The sequence below is a fragment of the Roseateles sp. UC29_93 genome, from assembly GCF_042695725.1.
GTDB lineage: Bacteria > Pseudomonadota > Gammaproteobacteria > Burkholderiales > Burkholderiaceae_C > Roseateles > Roseateles noduli_A.
In genome coordinates this window covers 5,570,438-5,588,109 of the sequence record NZ_CP170545.1, presented here as the reverse complement: position 1 = coordinate 5,588,109, position 17,672 = coordinate 5,570,438, and the positions used below count along the sequence as shown (strand labels likewise).

Annotated in this window: 19 protein-coding genes, 1 other RNA gene and 1 pseudogene; 5 read left to right on the top strand and 16 right to left on the bottom strand. The window is 66.8% G+C overall.

The genetic code is table 11. The features are described from left to right. Positions 1–46: 46 nt before the first annotated feature. Together sugE and ACFJIX_RS25940 are read left to right on the top strand one after the other, a co-directional pair. Positions 47–367: a quaternary ammonium compound efflux SMR transporter SugE gene (gene sugE / locus ACFJIX_RS25945; protein ID WP_377155488.1), complete on the top strand. Its 321-nt coding sequence runs from the start codon at positions 47–49 to the stop codon at positions 365–367. A gap of 143 nt (positions 368–510) precedes the next feature. After that, positions 511–831, top strand: a complete 321-nt coding sequence (locus ACFJIX_RS25940) for a hypothetical protein (protein ID WP_377155486.1) — start codon at positions 511–513, stop codon at positions 829–831. Here the strand turns inward: ACFJIX_RS25940 and ACFJIX_RS25935 are convergent. The 5 genes from ACFJIX_RS25935 to rpsU form a co-directional block, all read right to left on the bottom strand. Next, positions 828–2,357 (bottom strand): TRAP transporter large permease subunit, encoded by a 1,530-nt coding sequence (locus ACFJIX_RS25935; protein WP_377161980.1) that lies wholly within the window; start codon positions 2,355–2,357, stop codon positions 828–830. The two genes, ACFJIX_RS25940 and ACFJIX_RS25935, sit on opposite strands and share 4 nt — an antisense overlap. Then, the gene (locus ACFJIX_RS25930; protein ID WP_377155485.1) at positions 2,357–2,965 is read right to left on the bottom strand and encodes a TRAP transporter small permease subunit; all 609 of its coding nucleotides are present in this window, start codon (positions 2,963–2,965) and stop codon (positions 2,357–2,359) included. The genes ACFJIX_RS25935 and ACFJIX_RS25930 overlap by 1 nt, the downstream gene beginning before the upstream one ends. A 275-nt stretch (positions 2,966–3,240) precedes the next feature. Continuing rightward, the gene (locus ACFJIX_RS25925) at positions 3,241–3,582 is read right to left on the bottom strand and encodes a TIGR01244 family sulfur transferase (protein WP_377155484.1); all 342 of its coding nucleotides are present in this window, start codon (positions 3,580–3,582) and stop codon (positions 3,241–3,243) included. 38 nt (positions 3,583–3,620) lie between these two features. Then, positions 3,621–4,067 carry a GatB/YqeY domain-containing protein gene (locus ACFJIX_RS25920; RefSeq protein ID WP_377155483.1) on the bottom strand — a complete coding sequence of 149 codons (447 nt, stop codon included), beginning with the start codon at positions 4,065–4,067 and terminating at the stop codon, positions 3,621–3,623. Positions 4,068–4,224: 157 nt separating this feature from the next. Beyond that, positions 4,225–4,437 carry a 30S ribosomal protein S21 gene (gene rpsU / locus ACFJIX_RS25915; RefSeq protein ID WP_012346814.1) on the bottom strand — a complete coding sequence of 71 codons (213 nt, stop codon included), beginning with the start codon at positions 4,435–4,437 and terminating at the stop codon, positions 4,225–4,227. Between the two features lie 458 nt (positions 4,438–4,895). Here rpsU and ACFJIX_RS25910 point away from each other — a divergent pair, with 458 nt between their 5' ends. After that, positions 4,896–5,915, top strand: coding sequence for a GGDEF domain-containing protein (locus tag ACFJIX_RS25910; RefSeq protein ID WP_377155482.1), 1,020 nt, complete (start codon positions 4,896–4,898; stop codon positions 5,913–5,915). Between the two features lie 33 nt (positions 5,916–5,948). On the opposite strand, the pseudogene ACFJIX_RS25905 reads toward ACFJIX_RS25910, so the two are convergent. The 8 genes and pseudogenes from ACFJIX_RS25905 to ACFJIX_RS25870 form a co-directional block, all read right to left on the bottom strand. Then, a pseudogene (locus tag ACFJIX_RS25905) lies at positions 5,949–6,387 on the bottom strand (EVE domain-containing protein). 125 nt (positions 6,388–6,512) lie between these two features. Further along, positions 6,513–6,691: non-coding RNA, 6S RNA (gene ssrS / locus ACFJIX_RS25900), on the bottom strand. Between the two features lie 30 nt (positions 6,692–6,721). Then, positions 6,722–7,054, bottom strand: a complete 333-nt coding sequence (locus ACFJIX_RS25895; RefSeq protein WP_377155481.1) for a cell division protein ZapA — start codon at positions 7,052–7,054, stop codon at positions 6,722–6,724. Then, positions 7,051–7,305: a cell division protein ZapB gene (gene zapB / locus ACFJIX_RS25890; protein WP_377155480.1), complete on the bottom strand. Its 255-nt coding sequence runs from the start codon at positions 7,303–7,305 to the stop codon at positions 7,051–7,053. The genes ACFJIX_RS25895 and zapB overlap by 4 nt, the downstream gene beginning before the upstream one ends. Before the next feature lie 46 nt (positions 7,306–7,351). Next, complete coding sequence (gene nth, locus ACFJIX_RS25885) at positions 7,352–7,990, bottom strand: endonuclease III (RefSeq protein ID WP_377155479.1); 639 nt, start codon at positions 7,988–7,990, stop codon at positions 7,352–7,354. A gap of 54 nt (positions 7,991–8,044) precedes the next feature. Next, positions 8,045–8,743 (bottom strand): electron transport complex subunit RsxB, encoded by a 699-nt coding sequence (gene rsxB / locus ACFJIX_RS25880; RefSeq protein WP_377155478.1) that lies wholly within the window; start codon positions 8,741–8,743, stop codon positions 8,045–8,047. Next, on the bottom strand, positions 8,740–10,062 hold the full coding sequence (locus tag ACFJIX_RS25875; RefSeq protein ID WP_377155477.1) for a polyhydroxyalkanoate depolymerase: 1,323 nt from the start codon (positions 10,060–10,062) through the stop codon (positions 8,740–8,742). The genes rsxB and ACFJIX_RS25875 overlap by 4 nt, the downstream gene beginning before the upstream one ends. Before the next feature lie 250 nt (positions 10,063–10,312). Beyond that, positions 10,313–11,515, bottom strand: coding sequence for an amino acid aminotransferase (locus tag ACFJIX_RS25870; RefSeq protein WP_377155476.1), 1,203 nt, complete (start codon positions 11,513–11,515; stop codon positions 10,313–10,315). Between the two features lie 133 nt (positions 11,516–11,648). On the opposite strand from ACFJIX_RS25870, the gene uvrB reads away from it, so the two are divergent. After that, the gene (gene uvrB, locus ACFJIX_RS25865; protein ID WP_377155475.1) at positions 11,649–13,814 is read left to right on the top strand and encodes an excinuclease ABC subunit UvrB; all 2,166 of its coding nucleotides are present in this window, start codon (positions 11,649–11,651) and stop codon (positions 13,812–13,814) included. Between the two features lie 142 nt (positions 13,815–13,956). On the opposite strand, the gene ACFJIX_RS25860 is transcribed toward uvrB, so the two are convergent. The 3 genes from ACFJIX_RS25860 to ACFJIX_RS25850 all read right to left on the bottom strand — a co-directional run bounded on the left by ACFJIX_RS25860 (position 13,957) and on the right by ACFJIX_RS25850 (position 16,961). Then, on the bottom strand, positions 13,957–15,639 hold the full coding sequence (locus ACFJIX_RS25860) for a rhodanese-like domain-containing protein (RefSeq protein ID WP_377155474.1): 1,683 nt from the start codon (positions 15,637–15,639) through the stop codon (positions 13,957–13,959). 56 nt (positions 15,640–15,695) lie between these two features. Next, entirely contained in the window at positions 15,696–16,673 is a 978-nt protein-coding gene (locus tag ACFJIX_RS25855) for an aliphatic sulfonate ABC transporter substrate-binding protein (protein WP_377155473.1), read from the bottom strand. Between the two features lie 123 nt (positions 16,674–16,796). Then, on the bottom strand, positions 16,797–16,961 hold the full coding sequence (locus ACFJIX_RS25850) for a hypothetical protein (protein ID WP_377155472.1): 165 nt from the start codon (positions 16,959–16,961) through the stop codon (positions 16,797–16,799). A gap of 120 nt (positions 16,962–17,081) precedes the next feature. Here ACFJIX_RS25850 and ACFJIX_RS25845 point away from each other — a divergent pair, with 120 nt between their 5' ends. Next, entirely contained in the window at positions 17,082–17,546 is a 465-nt protein-coding gene (locus tag ACFJIX_RS25845; protein WP_377155471.1) for a low molecular weight protein-tyrosine-phosphatase, read from the top strand. Positions 17,547–17,672 lie beyond the last annotated feature (126 nt).

The following is a 17,672-nucleotide window of genomic DNA, read 5'->3' as shown; positions in this document are numbered from 1 at the left end:
GCCACGAACATACAGTGGCGTCCATTCCACTTTCAAGGAGATGGCGATGGTGTGGGGCGTGTTGTTTCTGGCCGGATTGTTCGAGATCGGCTGGGCCGTCGGCCTGAAGTACACGGAGGGGTTCACACGGCCATGGCCGACGGTGGGCACCGTGGCGGCGATGGTGACGAGCGTCGTGCTGCTGGGCTGGGCGCTGAAGCATCTGCCGGTGGGGACGGCCTACGCGGTGTGGACGGGCATCGGTGCCGTCGGCACCGCGATCGCGGGCATCGCGCTGCTGGGCGAGTCGGCGTCGCCGGCGAGGCTCGCGTGCATCGGCCTGATCGCCGCGGGCATCGTCGGGCTCAAGATCGTCACGCCGCAGTAAGCCCGCCAACTGCCGCGTCGTTCGCGGTTGCCGACCGGCGCCTGATCAGTTGTCAGCAGAAGGTCCTCGGCGCCTGTTGGCTGTAGCGAGCGCAGGGCATGGCACTTGCCGACGAAGGTCATCGAAGACTTCCGGAGACTCCCATGCCCGACTTCAACGAACCCCGGGACAAGGCCTACGACCACGAGCAGGAGGCCGCCTACTGGCGCGACAACTACGCCAACCGGCCCTACATCCAGCAAGGCGACACGCATGACGACTTCGGTCCGGCGTATGCCTATGGGGTCGATGCGTTTGCCCGCTATCCGGACCGGGACTTCGAGGACTTCGAAGCCGAGCTGCATCGGGACTGGGGCAATCAGCGCCAGGGCTCGTCGCTCGAATGGGCGCGCGCCAAGCCCGCGGTGAAGGACGCCTGGGATCGCATCAAGGAGGCGTCGAACATGCCGCCCTCGACGCGCTAGGGAGTTCCTTCAGAGGCAGCGGAGGCCGGTGCGGACGCGGCCTCCGCCGGCAATCCGAACAGCGCGTTCGTGTCCGCGTTGGGATCGGTGCGCTCAGCCTGGCCGGCGTCGATGCCCTGGAGCATCTCCGTCGCCTTGTCCATGTCGACCGCTTCCGCCTTGTCGAGGAACGCCGTCACCGTGACCGGGAAGAAGATGACGATCGCCACCAGGATCAGCTGCATCACCACCCAGGGGATCGAGCCCAGGTAGATATCGCTCGAAAGCACCCGCTTGGGCAGCGCGCCGTTCTTGAACAGCGTGTCCGAGATCCCTCTCAGGTAGAACAGCGCGAAGCCGAACGGCGGGTGCATGAAGCTCGTCTGCATGTTCACGCAGAGCATCACGCCGAACCACACGAGGTCGATGCCCATCTTGTCGGCGACCGGGCCTAGCAGCGGCAGGATGATGAAGGCGATCTCGAAGAAGTCGAGGAAGAACGCCAGGAAGAAGATGAAGAGGTTGACGACGATCAGGAAGCCGATCTGACCGCCGGGCAGGTTGGAGAGCAGGTGCTCGATCCACTTGCCGCCTTCGACGCCCTGGAACACGAGGGAGAAGGTCCGCGACCCGATCAGGATGAACACCACCATCGCGGTGATGCGCATCGTGCCGATCATGGCGTCCTTGACCACCGGCCAGTTCAGCCGCCGGTGCGACGCCGCCAGGATGAACGCGCCGACCGCCCCCATCGCGCCGGCCTCGGTGGGCGTGCAGATCGCCTTGTCGATGCCGGGCAATCCGCCCATGGAGCCGAGCACCGCGAAGATCAGGATCGCCGACGGGATGATCCCGCGCAGGCACTTCGCCCACAGCGCCCAGCCGTCAAGGGTGCGCGCCTCCTTGGGTACGCCGGGCACATGCTCCGGCCTGAAGCGCGAGACCATGAAGGTGTACAGCGCGAAGATCAGCACTTGCAGGATCGACGGTCCCCAAGCGCCCTTGTACATGTCGCCGACGGGCTTGCCGAGCTGGTCCGCCAGCACCACCAGCACCAGGGAGGGCGGCACCAGCTGCGTGATCGTCCCCGAGGCGGCCAGCACGCCGGTGGCGTAGCGCATGTTGTAGCCGTAGCGCATCATGACCGGCAGCGAGATCATCGCCATCGCGATCACCTGACCCGCCACCGTGCCGGTGATCGCGCCCAGGATGAAGCCCACGATGATCACCGAGTAGCCCAGCCCGCCGCGCACCGGCCCGAAGAGCTGGCCCATCGAATCGAGCATGTCCTCGGCCAGGCCGCATTTCTCCAGCAACGCGCCCATCAGCGTGAAGAAGGGGATCGCGAGCAGCAGTTCGTTGGAGAGGATGCCGAAGACGTTCTGCGGCAGCGCCGACATGAACGACGGCGGGAACCAGCCCTGGCTCACCGCGAAGAAGCCGCAGGCCAGGCCCAGCGCGGCCAGCGAGAACGCCACGGGGAAGCCGATCAGCATGATGATGATCAGCCCCGCGAACATCAGCGGGGGGAATTGCTCCATCGTGATCATTGCAGCGGCCTCTCGTAGTGCGTGTCCATCTCGACGAGATGGGCCAGGTAGCCGATGCGCTTGATCACCTCCGAGATCCCCTGCAGGAACACGAGCGCGAAGCCCGCCGGCAGCGTCAGCGCGGCCGGCCAGCGGATCAGCCCGCCGGCGTTGCCTGACACCTCGCCGCTGGTGAACAGCTTCCACGCATAACCGCCGTAGCCGAGCGCGGCGACGGTGTCCTCCGCGCGCATGCCGGTGGTGAGCTTCACCAGGAAGAAGTCCCACGACAGCCAGCCCGCATACCCCATCACGGGGATCAGGAAGACGATGAGTCCGAACAGGTCGACGTAGACCTTGCCGTGGCCGCGCAGCCGCGTGTAGAGGATGTCGACGCGCACATGCTCGTTGAGCCGCAGCACCTGCGCGGCGCCGCCCATCACGCAGGCGGCGAACAGGTACCACTGGATCTCAAGGAAGGCGTTGGAACTGATGTCCAGGCCGTAGCGGATCACCGCGTTCGCGGCGCTGATAAAGCACGACAGCAGGACAGCCCAGGCGGCAAGCGTGCCGAACCGGTCCGTCAGCCAGTCGATGCCCTTGGCAAATGCAAGCAGGGCTTTCATCGACGAGTCCAGGTCTCCATCTCGAACCCCGACGGGGGCTCGCTTCTTGTGTATAGACGTGGACTGTAGCCAGCGGGGGCTGTCGGGAACCTGAATTCGGGAGGGGCTGCGGGAAAGCCCCGACATGCGAAGAATGGAGCGTTGATCGAGGCGACCGGGGTCCCTTTTCTCCGTGTCCCTCCTTCGACTGCCTCCCGGCAGTCGAATTCCCTCCTTGACCTCCGAAAAGGGCCCCCGGTCGCCTCGATCTGAAGCACCGAGGGGCTCTCGTCGGCTCAGAGTTGGGTGGCGGCGGCGAAGAGGCGCGTGGAACGCGCGCCGGAACGGCAGAACGCCAGCACCGGCTTCGGCACTTCGTCGAGCAACGCGCGCATCGCGGCGATCTCTTCCGGCGATTGATAACCGCCCTGCACCGGCAAGTGGCGATACACCAGTCCCGCGGCTTCGGCCGCGGCGCGGACCTGCTCGCTGGTTGGCTGGTCAGGGCCGTGCTCGAAATCGGGCCGGTTGTTGATCACCGACTTGAAGCCGGCTTCGGCCAGTGCAGCCATCGCCTCCGGCGTCAGCTGCGGCGCGACGCAGAAATCGGGCGTCAATTGTTGGACGGTCAGTTCCATCGCGAACTCCTGTCGTTGAGTCGAAGCGAGGAGGGCGCTCAGCCCGCCAGCGCCGCTTTCACCGCCGCCGAGACCAGGCCCATGTCGGCCTTGCCCGCCAGCTTGCCCTTCACGGCGCCCATCACCTTGCCCATGTCGGCAGGGCCCTTGGCACCCAGCTCCGTCACGATGGCGGCGACTTCTGCCTTGATCTCGTCTTCGCTCAAGCGCTGCGGCAGGTAGACCTCCAGCACCTTCAGCTCCGCGGTTTCCTTGTCGGCCAGGTCCATGCGGCCTGCCGCCGTGAACTGGCTGATCGAGTCCTTGCGCTGCTTGATCAGCTTGTCGACGATGGCCACCAGCATCACGTCGTCCACCACGACGCGTTCGTCCACTTCCTTCTGCTTCACCGCGGCCAGCAGCAGCCGGATCGTGCCCAGGCGTTCGCTGTCCTTGGCGCGCATCGCCGTCTTCATGTCTTCGGTGATCTGTTCCTTCAGGCTCATGAGGGCTCCTTGGTTCCTGGTCTCGATGGAGATGTCGTAATGTCGCGCAGAAACAGAAAAGCCCGCGGCAGCGTCCTGCGCGGGCTTTCTGTGCTGTTCCGGCGGTGGGGATCGTCAGTGGACGGGTCCCCGGTGCCGAAGCGGTCCGATCAGGCGATCAGTACAGCTTCTTGGGCAGCTGCATGCTGCGCACGCGCTTGTAGTGACGCTTCACGGCAGCCGCCTTCTTGCGCTTGCGCTCGGCAGTCGGCTTCTCGTAGAACTCGCGGGCGCGCAGCTCGGTGAGCAGGCCCAGCTTTTCAATCGTGCGCTTGAAGCGGCGCAGGGCCACGTCGAACGGCTCGTTTTCTTTGACGCGAATGGTGGTCATGAAATTCCTTCAAATAGCGCTCGGTGTTCGCGAGGAAGGGCTTGCCTTCGAAGCGGAGTATCCGGATTCCACTTCCGAATCGACGCGCAGGGTTTGCCAGCAAAACGAGGATTCTAGCCTTATTTTTGACCGGTGACCACTCAACTCGATGCAGCCGCGCCGCGCAGGAGACAACGTCTGGTTCCCGCCAGCGTGTCCCCTGTGAAGGCCGCATGCTCGCCTTGCAGGCGGGTGTGACATTTTCACGCCTTGTCCCCGCCGGAGCGCAGGCCCGCCTCGCTGGGCGAAGTGCATCGCTCTCGGCCCAAGCCGTGGCAAGCTAGGATGCCGCACCCCAAGCTTAGGGGGAGTGGCACCTCTGTCCTGCCATCGGCACTTGCCCCGGCGACGGACGCCCATCTACATTCGATCCACCACCATTCGACCGCGAGGGGCCTCCCCCTGGCCCGGCCCGACCCATGGAATTACAAGCCGCCGCGACGCCCGCGCCTGCCAGTTTCGATGCCTGGCTGGAATCGTCGGGAACGCCCCAGACGCCCGTTGCGGCCGGCTTGCTCAGCCTGCTGGAGCCGACCGGCGCCTGCCTGACCGTGAAGTCGATGGCGACCGGACGTTATGTCTTCGCCAGCCCGGGCATGAGCGAGCTCTTCGGTCGCCTGGAGACCGGCATCGTCGGCGCCACCGATGCCGAGCTGATGCGCGGCGACGAAGTGCAGGCGATGCGACGCTCCGAGCAGGCCACGCTCGCGCAGCGCGGCGTGGTGAGTTCCGAGCACCGGCTGGAGATCGGCGGACGCCGTCGCGAGTTCATGGTCATGCGCGTGCCGCTCGGCGCGGAGCACGTCATGGCGCTGTGGAGCGACAAGACCGAAGAGCGTCACCGCGAGACGCACCTGCAGCGCGCGCTGCAGCAACTCGAGCAGCAGCAGAAGTCGCTCGAACAGATGCGGCGCGAGTTGCAGCAGGGCAGCGGCCGCGACGAGGTCTCTGGCCTCTACATGCGCGCGCAGTTCGACGATCAACTGCTGCGCGAGATCGATCTCTCGACCCGCGAGCACCGCGAGTTCACGCTGGTGCTGATCGCGCTGGATCCGGTGGCGCCGGAGGCCGGTTTGGGCGAGGAGGCGCGTCAACGCCTGCTCGAAGGCCTGGGGCGCATGCTGCGCGCCAACACTCGCGCGATGGATGCGGCCTGCCGCATCGGCGACGACCTCTTCGCGGTGCTGTTGTCGGGCGTCGGCCTCGCGACCGCGCATGCGCGCATGGAACAGCTGCGCCGCCAGTGCCATGCCCAGATCGTCGTGCTGCATGGGCAGGACATCGGCCTGTCGTTGTCGATGGGCGTGGCGAGCTTCCCGCATACCGCCTCGCGCCAGGAGGAACTGCTGGGCGCCGCCGAGATGGCGGTCAAGGAAGCGCAGCGGCGCGGCGGCAATCAGGTCGTGCTGGCGTCGATCCCGTTCGGGATGGGCGGCTGAGGCTGCTGCTGGACCGAGCATCGCGCTCGCCGGTCAGGCGAGCAACTTCTGAAGGTGCTGCCATTCCGACGGCGTCACCGGCGTGATCGACAGCCGGTTGCCCGGCTGCAGGGTGCGCATGCCCGGCAAGCGCGGGATCGCGCTTCATCTCTGCCAGGCTCAACAACCGGGTCTTGCGCACGAAGCGCACGTTGACGTGCTGCCAGCGCGGTTCCTCGCGCCTGGCCTTCGCATCGAAGTAGTGACTCCCGGGATCGAACTGGGTCTCGTCCGGATAGGCCGTGCTGCTGACCTCGGCGAACCCGGCGATGCCCGGCTCCGGACAGGACGAGTGATAGAACAGCACGCCGTCGCCGATGCGCATCCGGTCGCGCATGAAGTTGCGTGCCTGGTAATTGCGGACACCGGTCCACGGAAGTTCACCGGCGGCCTGCAGATGGTCGATCGAGGCCTCATCCGGTTCGGACTTCATCAGCCAGTACTGCCGGGAATCGTGCGATGCGGTGCTCAAGGCGGAACCCTCATGGCGATGGCCGATCAAGCTCGACCATGAAAAAACCGCGCGTGACGAAAAAATCAGGCGCGGTTTGGGAAGAGGTGTCCACGGCGAACCGTGAGCCGCATTCCTGAACCCTAGGGGTACAGGTGGGCGAGGTCAGCAGGGCTTCGGGTTCATCTGACGCGAGACGCTCACACCAGCTCTGCAATGTTCCAAGCCCTTGCTCGCGAAAGCATCGGTTCAAGGAAATATAAAACTCACGCGAACGCAGTGGACAGGATGGATTCTACGCGCCGCGACTCCGCGTTCACAGCAGTTGCCCGTCTTGGACAAGGGCTTCATCGAGCCGCTTCATCAGCGTTTCAAGATCGGGTACGGTGGTGCCGCGCGCGCCACCGGCGATTGCATCCGTTGCATCGTCAGGCGCCACTGCCGGTGCGTTCGATTCGGTGAGCGAATAGGCGAGGTTCAGGGCCGCCAGCACCGCGATCCGTTCGCGTGCCTTGATGCGACCCGCGTCGCGGATCGCACACATTTCCTTGTCGACACGCGCCACGGCCTTCTGCAACGCGGCTTCGCCGCCCTCCGGGCAGCCGAGCAGATAGCTCTGGCCCATGATCGTGACTTCCATTTGCTTCATGCGCCCGTCTTTCGAGAATCTGAGGGTTCAGTGCCGTCGCCGCTCTCCAGCAGGTCCGCCGCCTCCAGCGGGAGACGATCCAGCAGGGCGTCGACGCGCGCGCGCGCCGCGGCCAGTCTGGAGCGCAGGCTGTCGCGCTCCAGGGTGAGCGCCTGGACCTGTTGCTCGAGCAAGCCGTTCGTGCGTTTGAGTTCCTCGTGACGCACCAGCAGGCGCTCGACGCGGTCGACTAGGTCGTTGATGCTGGACATGGCTTCCCTGACGGATGAACGCGCGGATTGTAGGGGCGGGGTTCGCTCAGCGCGCCGCAGCCATCGGGGCGCTGTCACATTGCGCGACGACGGCGCAGCGTTCGCACAGCGGTCGACGTGCCTGGCAGACGTAGCGGCCATGAAGGATCAGCCAGTGGTGCGCGTCGACCAGGAATTCCTCCGGCACGCGTTGAAGCAATTGCTGTTCGACTTCCAGCACGTTCTTGCCGGGCGCGAGGCCGGTGCGATTGCCGACGCGAAAGATGTGCGTATCCACGGCCATCGTCGCTTCGCCGAAGGCGACGTTGAGCACCACGTTCGCCGTCTTGCGACCGACACCGGGCAAGGATTCGAGCGCCTCGCGGCTTTGCGGCACGGCGCCGCCGTACTGCTCGACCAGGATGCCGCAGGTCGCGTAGAGGTTCTTCGCCTTGGTCTTGTAAAGGCCGATCGTCTTGATGTATTCGGCGAGCCGTTCCTCGCCCAGGTCCAGGATCTTCTGCGGCGTGTTGGCGACGACGAACAGCCGTCTCGTCGCCTTGTTGACGCCGACATCGGTGGCCTGCGCGGACAGCAGCACCGCAGCGAGCAGTTCGAAGACGCTGGCATATTCCAGTTCGGTCTGCGGCGACGGATTGGCGCGGCGGAGGATCTCGAAGAATTCGCGGACTTGCGTTTGATTCATGGCGAGCGGGAAACGGCTGGCGATGGGCGGGGCGGGATCGAAGAGAGGCAGCGTTCAGGCGCCGCGCTTGGCACGGGCCCGCGCGAGCGCGGCCTCGATGACGGCGCGCTTGCGGTCGATCTGTGCCGCGTCGGTGAGCCGCGTTTCCTCTTCGAGGTGATCGAGCTTGTGCTGCGCCTTGGTTTCGAGGCGCGCATCGTGCTCATGCTGGTCGCGCGTGACACGGATCTCGTGCCAACGGTAGCGCTCGCGAGCGCGCTCGGCCTGCGGCGCGCTCCATGCAGCCCAACCGCTTCGCCCCGGCGTGACGTCCGCCAGCGAGATGCAGTCGACGGGGCAGACCGGGATACACAGTTCGCATCCGGTGCAGTCCGCGTCGATGACGACATGCATCTGCTTGTTGGTTCCGATGATCGCGTCGACGGGACAGGCCTTGATGCACAAGGTGCAGCCAATGCACCAGCCTTCGTCGATGACGGCAAGCCGGCGGGGTCCCTCGATACCGTGGTCCGGATTGAGGGGCGACGGTTCGCGATCGGTCAGCGTGGCCAGGCGCGCGATGCCTTCGGCACCGCCGGGGGGGCACTGGTTGATCGCCGCCTCGCCGCTCGCCATCGCGTGGGCGTAGGAGTGGCAGTCGGGATAGCCGCAGCGCGTGCATTGCGTCTGCGGCAGGGCCAGGTTCAGGCGTTCGACGAAGTCGTCGAACGCGGAGGAGGTCGGTTCAGCGGAGGCGGCGGCGGCGGGATTCACTCGGTCGGCTTGCGCGGCCGGCGGGCCGCAGCGGGACGGGCGGCAGCACGCTTCGTCGCGGCGGGCTGGTGCAACGGGGCCGCATCGTACTTCGCAATGAAGTCGCGGATCACCGGATAGACCTTCTCGCGCCAGCGGCGGCCCGAGAAGATGCCGTAGTGGCCGGCACCGACCGCGTCGTAATGGGCCTGGTTCTTCGCGTCGATGCCGCTGCACAGCTCGTGCGCCGCCTTGGTCTGGCCGGCGCCGGAGATGTCGTCCAGTTCGCCTTCAACCGTGAGCAGTGCGGTCTGGGTGATGTCCTGCGGGCGCACCAGGTCGCCGCCCACTTCCCACGTGCCGTTCACCAGTGCGAAGTCCTGGAACACCGTCTTGATCGTGTCCAGGTAGTACTCGGCCGGCATGTCCAGCACGGCGTTGTACTCGTCGTAGAAGCGGCGGTGGGCGTCGACGTTGTCGTCGTCGCCGCGGACCAGGTCCAGGAAGTAGTCGTAGTGCGAGCTCAGGTGGCGGTCCGGATTCATCGCCACGAAGCCGGTGTGCTGCAGGAAGCCCGGGTAGACCTCGCGACCGGCGCCCGGGAAGTTGGTCGGAACGCGGTAGATCACGTTGTTCTCGAACCAGCTGTAGCTCTTGTTCATCGCCAGGTTGTTGACGGCCGTCGGGCTGCGGCGGGCGTCGATCGGACCGCCCATCATCGTCATCGAGCGCGGGGTGGTCTCGCCCTTGGAGGCCATCAGCGAGATCGCCGCGAGCACCGGCACCGTCGGCTGACAGACCGAGATCACATGGCAGTCCTCGCCGACGTGGCGGATGAAGTCCTGGACGTAGTAGATGTAGTCGTCAAGGTGGAAGGCGCCAGCCGCGAGCGGCACCATGCGGGCGTCGGTCCAGTCGGTGATGAAGACCTTGTGGTCCTTCAGCAGCTGCTTGACGGTGTCGCGCAGCAGCGTGCTGTGGTGGCCTGACAGCGGTGCGACGACCAGCACGGTCGGTTGCGCCTTCATCTTCGCCAGCACGGCCTGGTCGTCGGTGTAGCGCTTGAACCGGAGCAGACGGCAGAACGGCTGCTCCAGCGCCACCAGTTCCTGCACGGCGACGTCGACACCGTCGACTTCGACGCTGTTGATCTCGAACTCCGGCTTCTCGTACTCCTTGGCCAGCCGGTGCATCAGGTCGAGGCCCGCGGACATCCGGTGCGACAACGGCGTATGGGCGAAAGGCGACAGCGGGTGGCTGTACAGCTTGGCCGTGGCGCTGGCGAATTCGGAGAACGGGCTCAGCAGCGCGCGTTGGGTTTCATAAAGCTGGTAGAGCATCTGGCGGACCTCTGGAGGGGGGAGTGAGGCGAAGGCTGGCACCCGTTGTGCAATGCAGCAATTCTAGTGCCCGGCTTCTTGCAGTGTGTGTCGCCGGTGCGCCGAGCAAGGCGGGAGGAGGGACTTCGAACCGACGCATTTCGCCATAAATGCGCAGGGCCGGCCCGCTTGCGGCGGGTCCGGCCCTGTGTTCGGAGGCTGATCGTGCGATCAGCGCATCGAAGTGTGGTGTCGGAGAGGAGCCCGGAGGTCAGGCCTTCTTCACGGCGGCGATCGCGGTGGCGACCGGCTTCAGGTTCTTGCTGTTCAGCGCGGCGACGCAGATGCGACCCGAATCGACGCCGTAGACGCCAAACTCGGAACGCAGGCGCTGCATCTGCTCGGCGCTCAGGCCGCTGTAGCTGAACATGCCCTTCTGACGGGTGACGTAGCTCAGGTCGTCGGTGATGCCGGCGGCCTTGAGCTCGGTGACGAGCGCCTCGCGCATCTGCTTGATGCGCACGCGCATGCCGGCCAGTTCCTCTTCCCACTGGGCCCGCAGCGTCGGGGTCGACAGCACGGTCGCCACGACCTGGGCGCCGTGCGTCGGCGGGTTGGAGTAGTTCGTCCGGATGACGATCTTCAGCTGGCTCAGGACCTTGACCGTTTCCTCGGCCGAGGCGCAGACCACGCTCAGTGCGCCGACGCGCTCGCCATAGAGCGAGAAGCTCTTGGAAAAACTCGTCGACACGAAGAAGTCCAGGCCCGCGGCCAGGAATTGCTGGATCACGGCGCCGTCCTCGGCGATGCCTTCGCCGAAGCCCTGGTAGGCCATGTCCAGGAAGGCGACCAGGTTCTTCGCCTTGACCACTTCGACGACCTGGCTCCACTGCGCGGGCGTCAGGTCGTAGCCGGTCGGGTTGTGGCAGCAGGCGTGCAGGACGACGACCGTGCCGGCCGGCGCGGCGTTGAGCGCCGACAGCATGCCGTCGAAGTTGATGCCGCGGTTGGCGGCGTCATAGTAGGGGTAGGTGTCGACCGGGAAGCCGGCGTTGGTGAACAGCGCGCGGTGGTTTTCCCAGGAGGGGTCGGAGATCAGGACCTTCGCGTCCGGGTTCAGCCGCTTGAGGAAGTCGGCGCCGATCTTCAGACCGCCGGTGCCCCCGATGGCCTGGACCGTCGCGACGCGCTTGCTCTTGAGCACCTCGCTGTCGGCGCCGAAGACCAGGCCCTGCACCGCCAGGTCATAGGCGGCGATGCCGTCGATGGGCAGATAGCCGCGCGGCTTGGGCGCGGCCTGCATCTGCGCTTCCGCCGCGGCCACGCAGGCCAGCAGCGGCAGCTTGCCGTTGTCGTCGTAGTAGACGCCGACGCCCAGGTTGACCTTGTCGGGATTCGGGTCGGCGTTGAATTGCTCGTTCAGACCCAGGATGGGGTCGCGAGGGGCCATGGCGACGGCGGCGAACAAGGACATGGAGGCTTTCCTGACAAACGGTGGAGAGGACTGCGCTACGCTGTCGCGTCCTGACGCCCGAGGCGCCTCCTGAGCGCCCAGCGAAGCCCGCCGATTGTAGGCAGGGAACATGCGTTGCCCCTGGGAAACCCTGATGAGTCGATCCTCCGCCGCCAAGCCTGAAACTCCCGTCGCCAAGGGGGAGAGCCCCGCCTCGCCAGAGGTGGACACCGCCGGCGCGGGCGAGTCGCCGAAGGGCGAATTCGTCTCTTTCGAAGGCTCTCCCTTCCAGCTGTTCCAGCCGTACCCGCCCGCGGGCGACCAGCCGACGGCGATCCAGCAACTCGTGGACGGCGTCAACGACGGCGAAAGCTTCCAGACGCTGCTGGGCGTGACCGGCTCAGGCAAGACCTTCACGATGGCCAACACGATCGCGCGGCTCGGACGCCCGGCCATCGTCTTCGCGCCCAACAAGACGCTGGCGGCGCAGCTGTACAGCGAGTTCCGCGAGTTCTTCCCGAAGAACGCGGTCGAGTACTTCGTCAGCTACTACGACTACTACCAGCCCGAGGCCTACGTTCCGCAGCGCGACCTGTTCATCGAGAAGGACAGTGCGATCAACGAGCAGATCGAGCAGTTGCGGCTGTCCTGCACCAAGAGCCTGCTGGAACGGCGCGACGTGGTGATCGTGGCGTCGGTGTCGGCGATCTACGGCATCGGCAACCCGAGCGATTACCACCAGATGGTGATGACGCTGCGGGTCGGCGACAAGGTCGGTCAGCGCGACGTGATCCAGCAGCTGGCGCGCATGCAGTACACGCGCAACGAGATGGAATTCACCCGCGGCCACTTCCGCGTGCGCGGCGACACGATCGACGTGTTCCCGGCCGAGCACTCGGAGCTGGCGCTGCGGATCGAGCTCTTCGACGACGAAGTCGAGGGCCTGGTGCTTTTCGATCCGCTGACCGGACAGATCCGGCAGAAGATCCCGCGCTTCACGGTCTATCCCTCGAGCCATTACGTGACGCCGCGCGACCGCGTGGTCGCCGCGATCGAGACGATCAAGGAGGAACTGCGCGAGCGCGTCGCCTTCTTCATCAAGGAAGGCAAGCTCGTCGAGGCCCAGCGGCTGGAGCAGCGCACGCGCTTCGACCTGGAGATGCTCCAGGAGGTCGGCCACTGCAAGGGCATCGAGAACTACACGCGTCATCTGTCGCAGGCCGCGCCGGGCGATCCTCCGCCGACGCTGGTGGACTACCTGCCGCCCGACGCGCTGATGTTCCTGGATGAGAGCCACGTGCTGATCGGCCAGTTCGGCGGCATGTACAACGGTGACCGGGCGCGCAAGAGCACGCTGGTCGAGTACGGTTTCAGATTGCCGTCGGCGATGGACAACCGGCCGCTGAAGTTCGAGGAGTACGAGCGCAAGATGCGCCAGGCCATCTTCGTCAGCGCGACGCCGGGTGACTACGAGAAGCGTCAGGCCGGCAACGTCGTCGAGCAGTTGGTGCGGCCCACCGGTCTGGTGGATCCGATCGTCGAGGTGAGACCGGCCGTGCATCAGGTCGACGATGTCCTGCAGGAGATCCGCGACCGGGTGGAGATCAAGGAACGCGTGCTGATCACGACGCTGACCAAGCGCATGGCCGAGCAACTGACCGAGTACCTCAGCGACAACGGCGTGAAGGTGCGTTACCTGCACTCGGACATCGATACCGTCGAGCGGGTGGAGATCCTGCGCGACTTGCGGCTCGGGACCTTCGATGTGCTGGTGGGGATCAACCTGCTGCGCGAAGGCCTGGACATCCCCGAGGTGTCGCTGGTGGCGATCCTGGATGCGGACAAGGAAGGTTTCCTGCGCGCGGAACGCAGCCTGATCCAGACCATCGGGCGGGCCGCCCGGAACGTGAATGGCAAGGCGATCCTGTATGCGGACCGCATGACCGAGTCGATGAAGAAGGCGATCGGGGAGACCGAGCGCCGGCGCGCCAAACAGATCGAGTTCAATGAGGCCAACGGCATCACGCCGCGCGGCGTGGTCAAGCGCATCCGCGACCTGATCGAGGGCGTCTACAGCGACAAGCCGGGCCGCGACGACGCCAAGGTGATCCACGACGCCGCTGAAGTCGAGGCCCTGAGTGAAAAGGACCTGAGCAAGCGCATCACGCAGCTGGAGAAGCAGATGCTGGAGCACGCGCGCAACCTGGAGTTCGAGAAGGCCGCGCGGCTGCGCGACCAGCTCTCGCAACTCAAGGAGCAGGCGTTCGGCGCGGCCGTGCACGACAACGTCGTACCGATCACGGCCGGCAAGGGGAAGTAGGCCGCTTCTGGTCGAGGCTCCCCGACTTCGCGTGGCCGAGCGCGGGCACTCCACGGGGCAGGGGGCGCCCCTCCAGGGACCCCCAGCCCCATTCCGGCCCCAGTGGGAACTGGGGACTGCGAGTTCGGTGGTGCGGGCTGCGTCAGTTCTCGATGACGCGGAAGAAGTGCGTCCCGTCGCGGTCGAGCTGCGCGATCAGTCCGAACTCCCAGTCGAGGTAGGCCTGCATTGCGTCGCGCGGGTGATTCGTGCCCTCGTAAGGGCGCCGATAACGGTCGTCGCGCGGGAAGGCCAGGCGCGGATTGGCGGACTCGATCGGCAGGCCGGCGTCATACCAGGCCGTCGTGCCGCCTTCGAGCACCAGCAGTTCGCGCCCCTCTGAAGCCAGTTCGGCCGCGAGGTCGGCGGCGACGAAACGCGGGAGCACACCCAGGTTGCCCGTGAGCACGACGCGACGTGCCGGCGGGATCACCGTCCGAAGCGCATCAGCGAGCCGCGCCCTTGGGCTCCACCACGCGCCGGGGATGTGACGGACGATGTAGGTGATGCTCGGCGCCACGTCGACGACGACCGTATCCGGCTGCTCCCGATCCGCCTCCTCGGCGCGCCAGCGGGCGAGCTCGGCGGGCGTCACGGTCGCGACCGTCGGCGAGAGCGGCTGCGGCGGCAGGTCGGGGCCGGTCTCGGTGTGGGCGGTGGCGTCGGGCGGCAGCACGGCGACCTCCCACCCCATCTGCGCCAGCCAGGCCGCGGCCATCGGCGCGCGGACGCCGTCGTCGTCGGCCAGCACGATGCGCGCGCCACGCACCGGCACATGGTGGTCCGTCTCCTGGACGAGCTGCCCGCCGGGCGCGTTGCGGAAACCGGGGCGGTGGCCGCGGCCGTACTCGGCGGCGCTACGGACATCGAATCGATAGGTCGACCGTCGTGCATCTTCCAGCCATTCCGCGAGAACGGAGGCATCGATGCGTTGCACGTGAGCCCGGCGGGCGAGGGCGGCCGCCCCTTCTCTCGCGGCGGACAGCTCGCCGACCGGCACGTCCTCGTGCGAGCGTCCCTGGCCCTGCGCGAGCGTGAGGCCGGCGAGCGTCCATCCGATGGTCCCGTTGCGGAGCGCGGCGACAGGATTCGGCACGCCGGCGTCGATCAGCGACTGCGCGCCGATGAGGCTGCGAGTGCGGCCGGCGCAGTGCACGACGATCGTCGTCGACGGATCGGGCGCGAGGTCGCGCGCGCGCCGCACCAGTTCGCCGCCAGGCGTGCTGATCGAGCCCGGCAGGCTCATCGTGCGGTACTCGTCGAAGCGGCGGGCATCCAGCAGCACGATGTTGTCTCGACGCGCGAGCCGTTCCTGGACTTCCTCCGCCGGCAGTGATGGCGTGTGCCGGCGCGCTTCGACGAGTTCGCCGAAGGCCTTGCTCGGAACGTTGACGTCGCGGAAGAGCTCCAGGCCGTCGTCGCGCCAGGCGGACAGGCCACCCGCGAGCAGGGCGACATCCGTGTAGCCCAGCGACTGCAGCTTGCGCGCCGATGGCGCGGCGACGCCTTCGCCGTCGTCGTAGACGACGATGGGCACGTCGCGGCGGGGCAGGCGACCCCAGGCGTCGAGCTCCAGCCGCGAGGCCGCGAGATTGGCGGCCCACAGCGGATGGGCTTCGGCGTAGGCGGCCTCTTCGCGGACGTCGAGCAGGGCGATCTCCACGCGCGCGAGCAGCGCGGCGCGGACGTCGGCGGGCGTGCGGGTCGGCAGCGGCGCGGGGTGCTTCGGGGCCGGCGGACGGGGCAGCCCTTGGGCGGTTCCCGTGTCGGAGTTCAGGACGGACATGGCGATGCTCCTTGCGATCGGACCGGGGCGGTGCGGGTCGGGTGACGGGGCGGTGTTCAAGCCGGGCGCCACACGGGCGATTCCTGGACCGCGATGCGGCGGGGCAGGATCTGCGCACCGCTGAAGGCGTCGGCGATGCGCTGTTGCTCGGACAGGGACTCCGGGTCGACCGGGCGGACCGCATAGCTGCGGCGCTCGTTCGCGGCGGCGACGATCGAAGCGTCCAGGCCAAGCACCGGCGCATGCCATTCGGCCGCGGCGGCGGGGTTCTTCTTCACCCACTCGCCGGCACGCTGAAGTTCGTCGTAGACGCGCTGGAGAACCTCGGGATTCTGTTGCGCGAACGAGGTGGCCGCCAGGTAGAAGCGCCGGTAGGCGGCGATGCGGGTGCCGTCGACCAGGATGCGCGCGCCCGACTGGCGCTGTACGGCGGCCAGGAACGGATCCCAGACGACCCAGGCGGCGATGGCGCCGTTCTCGAAGGCCGAGCGGCCGTCGGCGGGGTTGAGGTAGGCGGGCTCGATGTCGCGGATCGACAGGCCGGCCTGGCTCAGCGCTTCCAGCAGCAGGTAGTGCGCGCCGGCGCCCTTGGCGAAGCCGATCTTCCTGCCCTTCAACTGGGCGATGCTGGTGATCGGCGAATCCTTGCGGACCACGATGGCCTGCGCGGTGGGCGAGGGCGTCTCGATCGCGTAATAGGTGAGCTTGGCCCCGGCGGCGAGCGCGAACGGCGGGACGGCGTCGGCCACGTCCGCGCTGAGGTCGAGCGCGCCGATATTGAGCGCTTCCAGCAGCGGCAGGCCGGAGGTGAATTCATGCCAGCTCACGGCGACCTGCTGCGGCGCGAGCGCCTTCTCGAGGATGCCGCGAGACTTGAGGAACAGCGTCAGCGTGCTGGACTTCTGGTAGCCGATGCGCAGGGTCCTGGCCTCGGCCGCGCGGACCGGGAACGCGGGGAGGGCCGCCGCCCCCGCGAGGGCGGCGGTTTGTGCCAGCCATTGGCGGCGGGAGGTCTGGAAGCGCAGGGAAACCATGGCAGCGTGCTCGAGATCGAGCGTGAAACAGGGGAACGCCGCAGGCTACGGATCCAGGCCGGGGATCGGAAGGAAGCAAAGCGAGGATCGATAAACGCGCTCTGCTCAAGCGCGTTCGGGATGTCAGCCCGCCCGCGGATCGTCACGCTGAGGCGTGGTGCCGGGAGCCGGGGAGGGCGCGGCTTCCTCTTTTAGCGCCCACTCCAGTAGCGCCGCCGTCTTCTCGTCGCCGAGGTCGATCAGCTGCAGGCGAGCGGCGCGGACGGTTTCGATTTGCGTGAGGTTCATGGCAGGGCTCCAGGGTGGGTGTGATGGGTCGATGAGCAAATTCTGGTCCCATGTGACGGTCCTGCCGATCGCGGATCTGCCGAATGGCAATCGGCGGCGCCGGCGCCACAATGCCGCCCCATGCCTGCCGAGCTCTCCATCCTCTTTGTCTGCACGGGCAACATTTGTCGCTCGCCGACGGCCGAAGGCGTGCTCCGTCACCAATTGGTGGAGATGGGGCTGGCGGACCGCGTCCACGTCGACTCCGCCGGCGTGCAGGGCTGGCATGCCGGCGAAGCCCCGGATGAACGCTCCCAAGACCACGCCCGAAAAAGGGGCTATGAGCTCTGCGATCAACGGGCGCGCGCGCTTCGCACCGATGATTTCGAGCGCTTCGACCTGCTGGTCGCCATGGATGGCGGCCATCTGCGCGAGCTCCGACGCCGCTGCCCTGCTGCGCTGCAGCACAAGATTTCCCTGCTGCCCGGGGAGATCGAGGTACCAGATCCGTATTACGGCGGTGCCGACGGCTTCGAGCAGGTGCTCGATCTGCTGGAGTCAGGCTGCGGTCGTCTGGCGCAAATCGCAGCCACTCGACTGGCCTGAAAGGGCCCCCTCGACCCCTGTCCGGGGTAACCCGAGCAAGCTTCTTCTTAATTGAGTAAAATGGTCGGACTTAGCGGGGGTTAACCCTGCTCCGTGAGTCGACCCGGCGTCAGCCGAGCCGCCGCC

Coding starts and splice junctions, on each gene's coding strand:
- ACFJIX_RS25930 (WP_377155485.1), bottom strand. CDS start 2,965: ATGAAAGCCCTGCTTGCATTTGCCAAGGGCATCGACTGGCTGACGGAC.
- uvrB (WP_377155475.1), top strand. CDS start 11,649: ATGAGTCGATCCTCCGCCGCCAAGCCTGAAACTCCCGTCGCCAAGGGG.
- ACFJIX_RS25870 (WP_377155476.1), bottom strand. CDS start 11,515: ATGTCCTTGTTCGCCGCCGTCGCCATGGCCCCTCGCGACCCCATCCTG.
- zapB (WP_377155480.1), bottom strand. CDS start 7,305: ATGTCCAGCATCAACGACCTAGTCGACCGCGTCGAGCGCCTGCTGGTG.
- ACFJIX_RS25920 (WP_377155483.1), bottom strand. CDS start 4,067: ATGAGCCTGAAGGAACAGATCACCGAAGACATGAAGACGGCGATGCGC.
- ACFJIX_RS25845 (WP_377155471.1), top strand. CDS start 17,082: ATGCCTGCCGAGCTCTCCATCCTCTTTGTCTGCACGGGCAACATTTGT.
- ACFJIX_RS25860 (WP_377155474.1), bottom strand. CDS start 15,639: ATGTCCGTCCTGAACTCCGACACGGGAACCGCCCAAGGGCTGCCCCGT.
- nth (WP_377155479.1), bottom strand. CDS start 7,990: ATGAATCAAACGCAAGTCCGCGAATTCTTCGAGATCCTCCGCCGCGCC.
- ACFJIX_RS25850 (WP_377155472.1), bottom strand. CDS start 16,961: ATGAACCTCACGCAAATCGAAACCGTCCGCGCCGCTCGCCTGCAGCTG.
- ACFJIX_RS25855 (WP_377155473.1), bottom strand. CDS start 16,673: ATGGTTTCCCTGCGCTTCCAGACCTCCCGCCGCCAATGGCTGGCACAA.
- ACFJIX_RS25925 (WP_377155484.1), bottom strand. CDS start 3,582: ATGGAACTGACCGTCCAACAATTGACGCCCGATTTCTGCGTCGCGCCG.
- ACFJIX_RS25940 (WP_377155486.1), top strand. CDS start 511: ATGCCCGACTTCAACGAACCCCGGGACAAGGCCTACGACCACGAGCAG.
- sugE (WP_377155488.1), top strand. CDS start 47: ATGGTGTGGGGCGTGTTGTTTCTGGCCGGATTGTTCGAGATCGGCTGG.
- rpsU (WP_012346814.1), bottom strand. CDS start 4,437: ATGACCACCATTCGCGTCAAAGAAAACGAGCCGTTCGACGTGGCCCTG.
- ACFJIX_RS25875 (WP_377155477.1), bottom strand. CDS start 10,062: ATGCTCTACCAGCTTTATGAAACCCAACGCGCGCTGCTGAGCCCGTTC.
- ACFJIX_RS25910 (WP_377155482.1), top strand. CDS start 4,896: ATGGAATTACAAGCCGCCGCGACGCCCGCGCCTGCCAGTTTCGATGCC.
- ACFJIX_RS25895 (WP_377155481.1), bottom strand. CDS start 7,054: ATGAAGCAAATGGAAGTCACGATCATGGGCCAGAGCTATCTGCTCGGC.